The sequence below is a fragment of the Gemmatimonadaceae bacterium genome (assembly GCA_035533015.1).
Taxonomy (GTDB): Bacteria; Gemmatimonadota; Gemmatimonadetes; order Gemmatimonadales; family Gemmatimonadaceae; genus JAGWRI01.
Window position 1 is genome coordinate 1 of record DATLUQ010000010.1, and the last position, 7,308, is coordinate 7,308.

Below are 7,308 nucleotides of genomic sequence, written 5' to 3' on the forward strand. Positions count from 1 at the left end.
GGCCGTGATCCCGAAGGTCTCGAACGCGGGATCGTTCGTGATGAGTGGCACGCGTTCGATCAACGACTGTGCGGCCAGCATCCGGTCGAACGGATCCCGGTGGTGCACGGTGAATCCACCCGCGACCTGCGCCGCGTGCCCTGTAATTGGCAGCTCGTCGAACCCAAGGCCGCCAACCGCGTCGGAGAAGTTCTCGGCGAGCAGCCGGGCACCCGGGAGCTTTCCCAGCCGGAACTTCGTGGAGATCTCCCATGCCGAGGCAGCGCTGACCATGACCTCGTGTGCCGAGTCCTCGATCAGCGTCCGCGCGCGGGGCGAGATGGCGTCATCGCCTGCCACGAACCAGAGCAGCACGTGCGTGTCGACCAGATAGCGCACCTATCCGCCCCATGCCTCGAGCTCTCCCTCGGGGAGCGGCTCGAAGAGCGCTGGAGTGACGGCCACCGCGCCGCGAAGAGCGCCGAAGCGGCGGACACGCCCAACCGGCGCCCGGAACGCCACCAGCTCAGCTACCGGTTGGTCGTTCCGGGCGATCACGATGCGCTCGCCTCCGAGCACGCGCACGATCAGTTGCGACAGTGTGGTCTTGGCCGAATGGATCTTCACGATGGTCGGGCCCTTCGCCGCTGTGCCACGCGCCTTGCCGGATTTTGGTGACCTCATGGCGCACCAGAGCGGTCTGAGATTAGCTAATGTTTAGCTAATAAGCCGCTCCGCGACAAGACTACGGTATGGTTGGGACGTTGAGCACCGCAATCGAATCGTGGCGGGACGAGTCCATTGTCAACCCGAAGACCTGCGCGAAGCCGGCGGCCACCACGGCCCGAACGCCCTCCATTGCCACTTGGCCGCCCGTCTCGCGCTCGATCGACGTCATGGTGACCCCAGCTATGCCGCAGGGCACGATCAGGTCAAAATAGGCCAGATCGGTGGAGACGTTCAGCGCGAACCCGTGCCAGGTGACCCAGTCCCGAGCATGGACGCCGATGGAGGCGATCTTACGGGTGAAGCCGCCGTCCGGCCCCTGCCGTCCCACCCAGACCCCGGTCTGCCCCGGGCTCCGGCCACCCGCAATGCCGTACTCCGCCAGTCCCACGATCAGCGCCTCCTCCACCTGCCGCAGGTACCAGTGCAGATCCTGCTTGTGGCGCTTGAGGTCGACGATCGGGTAGCCCACGAGCTGCCCGGGACCGTGGAAGGTCACGTCGCCGCCACGCTCGACCTCGAACAGCTCCACCCCGCGCGCCGCGAGCAGTTGCGGCGATGCCAGCAAGTGCGCGTCCTTGGACGAGCGGCCGAGGGTGACCACCGGCGGGTGCTCCACCAGCAGCAGTAGATCTTCGGGGATCTCGCCCGCGATGCGGGCGCGGGCGGCGGCGCGCTGCACCTCCAGCGCTTGGGCGTACGCCATGGTGCCGAGGTGGACCACCCAGAGTTCGGGGTGCGGTGTCATGGGCGGTCCATGCGCGGCGCGGCGGTGCTCAGATGTGGATGGCGCGGCCCATCGAATCCAGCGCGGCCTCGGCAATAGCCTCGGCCAGGGTGGGATGGGCGTGGATGGCGAGATCCACCTCTTCCACGGTGAATTCGTTCTCGCGGGCCACGGCCAGCTCGTGGATGAGTTCGGTGGCGTGCGCGCCCACGATGTGGGCGCCGAGGATCTCTCCGTATTTGGCCTCGCGAATGATCTTCACGAAGCCGTCGGTCTCGCCCGACGTACGGGCGCGCCCGTTGGCCGAGAAGGGGAACCTTCCCACTTTGTAATCGAGCTTCTGCTCCTTGCACTGCTCCTCGGTGAGGCCGATGGACGCGACTTCGGGGTGGCAGTAGGTGGCATTGGGAATGTTCTTGTAGTTCATCCCCTGCGTCTGATGGCCCGAGATGATCTCGGCGAAGACCACACCCTCGCGCTGGCCCTTGTGGGCGAGCATCGGCGGACCGGCCACGTCGCCGATGGCGAAGATGCCCTTGGCGGTGGTCTCCATGCGCTCGCTGATCTCGATGAAGCCGCGCTCGGTGAGTTGCACGCCGGCCTCCTTGAGCCCGATGTCCTCGACGTTGGGCGCGCGGCCGGCGGCCACGAGCACCTTTTCGGCTTCGAGTTGGGTCTTGGTGCCGCCCACGTCCACCGTCATCGACACGGCGTTCTTGCCCACCTTCACGTTGGAGATCTTGGCGCCGGTGAGGATGTCGATGCCGCGCTTCTTGAACGCCCTGGCCACCGCGGTGCCGGCTTCGCCGTCCTCCACGGGCAGGATGCGGGGCAGCACTTCGACGATGCTGACCTTCGTGCCGAAGGCGTTGAACACGTCGGCGAACTCGCAGCCCACCGCGCCCGCGCCCACGACGATCATCGACTTGGGGGCCTTGTCGAGCACCAGCACCTCGTCCGACGAAAGCACCGTGGTCTTGTTGAGCTCGAGGCCGATCTGGGGCAGCCCGCGCACGCGGGAGCCGGTGGAGATCACGACGGCTTTGGAAGCCGTGTGCTTCTCCTCCTTGCCGTCGGCGGTTTTGACGGTCACGGCGTTCTTGCCGGCCAGCCGGCCGGTGCCCTTGATGTAGGTGATCTTGTGCTTCTTGAAAAGGAACTCGACGCCCTTGGAGTTCTGGTTGCTCACCGCCCGCGACCGCTTCATGGCCACGCCGTAGTCCAGCTTCACCTCGCCCACGGCCACGCCGAAGTCTGCGGCGTCGTGCTGGACGCGGTTGGAGATGGCGGCCGCTTCGAGCAGCGCCTTGGCGGGAATGCAGCCCCAGAGGACGCACGTGCCGCCCAGGCCCTCGCGCTCCACGACGGCGGTGTTCAGTCCCAGTTGGGCGCAGCGGATGGCGCCCACGTAACCGGCGGGCCCGCCGCCGAGAAAAATGACATCGAAGGAAGCCATGGTCTTGATCGGGGATTTGGGTTCCAGGTGCGGAGGCTCGCGCCGTCCGCCCGAAACATATCGCCTCGGAGCTGGGCCGGGCTACCGCGGCAAAGGCGGGGCCGGGGGCGGGCGCGGGGCGCTCGCTTGCCGCGCCGGGCGGTCGTGCGTAGGGTAGGTGGGAGGAGGCGCGAGATGGGCTCGGCCATGGCGGGTGGGCGCGGCGTGATGCGGACCGCCGCCCTCGCAGCAGCGCAATTGGTGTTCACCGCGGGCCTGTGCGCGGCGCAGCATGCCGCGCCGGTGGCGCGGCTCACCGGCACGGTCGTGGATTCATCCGGAGTGCCGATCGCCCTGGCGGCGGTTGCCGTGCTGCCGCACCGTGCACTTCGCGCCGTGACCGACGACTCGGGACGCTTCGCGATCGAGGGGGTACCGGTGGGGCGCGTGGAGCTGGCGATCCGCCGGCTTGGCTATGCGCCGGAGACGGTCACGGTGGCCCTGGTCGCGGGCGCGTCCCAACCGGTGCGCCTCACGATGCAGGCATCGGCGTTTGCGCTCGAAGCCGTCACCGTCACGGACTCGGAACCGGATCCGTGGATGCGAATCTTCGAGCGGCGACGGCGGGCCGGACGCGGCTACTTCATCACGCGAAAGGACATCGAGCGATCGCACGCGCAGACCACGATCGACCTCCTCCGGCGAGTTCCGGGGGTGCTCATCGCGACCGGTCGGTGGGGCCCCGTGGTGCTACTGGAGCGTGGCGGGGTGGGCGGCACGCCCTGCAGCCCGCAGGTGTTCGTCCACCTGATGGCGCACGAAGGTCCCGTGGACGACTTCAGCCCCGACGACATCGAGGCGATGGAGATCTATACGGGCATCTCGACCGTGCCCGTGGAACTGCAGACCGCGCGCGCCCATACTTGCGGCGCGATCGTGATCTGGACGCGGGATCCGGATGGGGACACGGTAGGACGGTAGGACAGTCGGACGGTAGGACAGTAGACTGCGTCCCGCGGTCATCCGTCCTACACTCCTACAGGCAGTCTCAGAAGACGAGCATAAGCGGATTCTCCAGCATCCTCCGCAGCGTCTGGAGAAACTTGGCGCCCGTGGCGCCGTCGATCACGCGGTGGTCGCAGCTCATCGTCACGCGGAGGCGCTTGCGGATCACGACCTGCCCGCGCTCGGCGATCGGTTTCTCCTCCACTGCGCCCACGGCGAGTATGCCGGCCTCGGGTGGGTTGATGATGGCCGTGAACTGGTCGATGCCGAACATGCCGAGGTTCGACACGGAGAAGGTCGAGCCGGTGTATTCCGGCGGCGTGAGCTTGCGCTCGCGCGCCCGTTTGGCGAGGTCGCGCGATTCTGCGCCGAGTTGCCGCAGCGACTTCCGGTGGGCGTCGAAGATGACGGGCGTGATCAATCCGTCTTCGATGGCCACGGCCATGCCCAGGTGAACGCGGTTGAAGTACCGGATCTTGTCGCCCATCCAGTACGCGTTGCACTCGGGGTGCAGGCTGAGCGCGGTGGCCACGGCCTTGAGGATGATGTCGTTGAACGAGACCTTGAACTCGTCACCCGTCTGCGCCATGGCGGCGCGCATCTCGGCTACGCGTTCGAGGTCGAACTCCGCGGTGAGGTAGAAAGTGGGCACGGGGCCGAGGGACTCGGCCAACCGGCGGGCGATGGTCTTGCGGATCTGCGTGAGTGGGACGTCGCGGAAGTCGCCTTCGCGCGAGGCGGCGGCGGTGGGAACGCCGGCTCCGGCACCGCCCGTGGCCATGGCGGCATCGATGTCGCGCTTGATGATGCGGCCGGCTGGGCCCGAGCCGCGAATGCCGCTCAGGTCGAGGCCGTTCTCGCGGGCGAGGCGCCGCGCGAGCGGCGACGAGCGGGTGGGCTCACCGTCGCCGGCGGGCGCCGGAATCGTCGAAGGCGCGGCGGGCGCGGGCGCAGCGGCAGGAGGTGGGGCAGCCGTGACGGGTGCTGTCGCCACGCTGGCGGAGGGGGTGGGGGCAGGGGCGGGTTGGGTGGGCGTCGAGGCGCCGGCGACGAGGGCGTCGATGTTCTCGTTGGGAGCGGCGATGACGGCGACGAGCGCGCCGACGGGTTTGGCATCGCCCTCGTTCGCGAGGCGTTTGCGCAGAACGCCGTCGCCGCGGGCCACGAGTTCCATGATGGCCTTATCCGTCTCGACCTCGGCTAGCGGGTCGCCGGTCTTTACGGCGTCGCCCTCGTTCTTCAGCCATTTGACGAGACGTCCCTCCTCCATCGTGGGAGAGAGCGCTTCCATGAAGACTTTCGTTGCCATGACTACACCTGGTGGCGGGCGGGGCCGGGCCGCGGGGCGGTCCGGCGGCCCTCAGTCGAGATACATCACCTTGCGGACGGCGGCGATGGTCTTGGCCGCGTCGGGCTTGGCGGCCTTTTCGAGGTTCTTCGCGTACGGCATGGGGACGTCGGCCTGGTGGACGCGGACGACGGGCGCGTCGAGGTAGTCGAAGCAGTCGCGCTGGATGAAGTCCACGACCTGCGCGCCGATGCCGGCGATCTCCCAGCCTTCTTCGAGCACTACGGCGCGATTGGTCTTCTTCACAGATTCATCGATTGCCTGGACGTCCATGGGGCGCACGGTGCGCAGGTCGACCACGTCCACGTGGATGCCGTCCTTGGCGAGCTGGTCGGCCGCCTGCATGGCCACGAGCACCATCTTGCCGTTGGTGATGATCGAGCAGTCCCCGCCTTCGCGCTTGAGGTCGGCCTTGCCGATCGGCACGAGATATTCGCCTTCGGGTACGTCGCCCTTGGTGTTGTAGAGCATCTCTCCTTCCAGGAAGCACACCGGATTGTCGTCGCGGATGGCGCTCTTGAGCAGGCCCTTGGCGTCGTACGGCGTACCGGGGGTGACGACCTTGAGCCCGGGGATGTGAGCGAGCCACGACTCCCAGGCCTGGGAGTGCTGTGCGCCCAGTTGCAGCGCGGCGCCGCTGGGGCCGCGGAAGACGATCGGGATGTTGTATTGGCCGCCCGACATGTACAGGAGCTTCGCCGCCGTATTCACCACCTGATCGAGGGCGAGCAGGGCGAAGTTCCACGTCATGAATTCCACGATCGGACGGAGCCCGACCATGGCCGCGCCGACGCCCAGGCCACCGAACCCGAGTTCGGTGATCGGTGTGTCGACCACGCGCATCTCGCCGAATTCCTCGAGCAGGCCCTTGGAGACCTTGTAGGCGCCGTTGTACACGCCCACTTCCTCGCCGATCAGAAATACGCGGTCGTCGCGCTGCATCTCCTCGCGGAGCGCGTCGTGCAGGGCGTCGCGGTAGGTGATTACCGGCATCGGATCAGGCCTCCGCCATGACGTCGGACGTGGTCTCCACGAGCACGTCCTCGTAGAGCGCCTCGAGCGGCGGCTCGGGGCTGGCGTCCGCGAAGTCCCAGGCGTCCTGGACCACCCCTTTGAGTTCGGCGTCCAACGTGTCGTAGTCGGCGGCGCTGATCTCGCCGGCATCCTGCAGTTGCCGGCGGAAGAGCGCGATGGGATCGCGTTTCTCGGATTCCTCGAGCTCGGCCTTGGTGCGGTAGGTGCCGCTGGCGGCGTCGGACATCGAGTGGCCCACGAAGCGATACGTGTGCACCTCGACGAGTGACGGCGTCTGCTCGCTGCGGGCGCGGTCGACGGCCTCGGTGATCGTGGCGCGCACGGCGAGCACGTCCTGCCCATCCACGCTGGCGTCGGCGATGTTGTACGATCCGCCGCGCTTGTAGAGATCCTTGATGGCCGACGCGCGCTCGATGGCGGTGCCCATGCCGTACTTGTTGTTCTCGATCACGTAGATCACGGGCAGCTTCCAGAGGCCGGCCATGTTGAGCGACTCGTGAAAGGCGCCGCCGTTCGCGGCCGCCTCGCCCATGAAGCAGACGCAGACCTGATCGCCGCCGCGGTACTTGATGGCGAAGCCGACGCCGGTGGCGATGGGGATCTGCCCGCCCACGATGCCGTGGCCGCCCAGGAAGTTCACGCCGCGGTCGAACATGTGCATCGAGCCGCCCTTGCCGTGCACGCAGCCGTCCACGCGACCGAACAACTCGGCCATCACGGCGCGCGGGGTGATGCCGCGCACGAGCGCCTGGCCGTGGTCGCGGTACGTGGTGATGACGTAGTCGTCGGGCCGCAGCGCGGACTGCGTGCCCGCGCTCACGGCTTCCTGTCCGACGTACAGGTGGCAGAAGCCGCCGATCTTGCCCAGGGCGTACGCCTCGGCGGCGCGTTCTTCGAACCGGCGCTGGAGCAGCATGTCGTGCAGCAGCTTCAGGTGCAGCGCGGCATCGGACTTCGAATCGGATTTCTTCTTGGTGGCCATTTCAGTGGGGCGACGAGATCGTCGTGGCAGCGGTCCTGCCACAGAGCACGAAGAGCACACAGAAACTGCAA

General features: G+C 67.5%; 8 protein-coding genes. 1 reads left to right on the plus strand and 7 read right to left on the minus strand.

The window, feature by feature from the left end; translation table 11 throughout:
• The 4 genes from VNF92_01335 to lpdA form a co-directional block, all read right to left on the minus strand.
• Positions 1-378, minus strand: a 378-nt coding sequence (locus VNF92_01335; protein HVA56506.1) for a type II toxin-antitoxin system VapC family toxin, incomplete at its 3' end; no start/stop codon positions are given.
• Complete coding sequence (locus VNF92_01340; GenBank protein ID HVA56507.1) at positions 379-663, minus strand: hypothetical protein; 285 nt, start codon at positions 661-663, stop codon at positions 379-381.
• 61 nt (positions 664-724) lie between these two features.
• Positions 725-1,453 (minus strand): lipoyl(octanoyl) transferase LipB, encoded by a 729-nt coding sequence (gene lipB / locus VNF92_01345; protein ID HVA56508.1) that lies wholly within the window; start codon positions 1,451-1,453, stop codon positions 725-727.
• A gap of 28 nt (positions 1,454-1,481) precedes the next feature.
• Entirely contained in the window at positions 1,482-2,888 is a 1,407-nt protein-coding gene (gene lpdA, locus VNF92_01350; GenBank protein ID HVA56509.1) for a dihydrolipoyl dehydrogenase, read from the minus strand.
• A 174-nt stretch (positions 2,889-3,062) separates the two neighbouring features.
• Between lpdA and VNF92_01355 the strand changes: the two genes are divergently transcribed.
• Positions 3,063-3,848, plus strand: coding sequence for a carboxypeptidase regulatory-like domain-containing protein (locus VNF92_01355; protein ID HVA56510.1), 786 nt, complete (start codon positions 3,063-3,065; stop codon positions 3,846-3,848).
• A gap of 67 nt (positions 3,849-3,915) precedes the next feature.
• Here VNF92_01355 and VNF92_01360 read toward each other — a convergent pair whose 3' ends face one another.
• The 3 genes from VNF92_01360 to pdhA are packed head-to-tail and all read right to left on the minus strand — an operon-like array spanning position 3,916 to position 7,237.
• Positions 3,916-5,181 (minus strand): dihydrolipoamide acetyltransferase family protein, encoded by a 1,266-nt coding sequence (locus VNF92_01360; GenBank protein ID HVA56511.1) that lies wholly within the window; start codon positions 5,179-5,181, stop codon positions 3,916-3,918.
• A gap of 51 nt (positions 5,182-5,232) precedes the next feature.
• Positions 5,233-6,213 (minus strand): pyruvate dehydrogenase complex E1 component subunit beta, encoded by a 981-nt coding sequence (locus tag VNF92_01365; GenBank protein ID HVA56512.1) that lies wholly within the window; start codon positions 6,211-6,213, stop codon positions 5,233-5,235.
• A 4-nt stretch (positions 6,214-6,217) separates the two neighbouring features.
• Positions 6,218-7,237 carry a pyruvate dehydrogenase (acetyl-transferring) E1 component subunit alpha gene (pdhA, locus tag VNF92_01370; GenBank protein ID HVA56513.1) on the minus strand — a complete coding sequence of 340 codons (1,020 nt, stop codon included), beginning with the start codon at positions 7,235-7,237 and terminating at the stop codon, positions 6,218-6,220.
• Positions 7,238-7,308 lie beyond the last annotated feature (71 nt).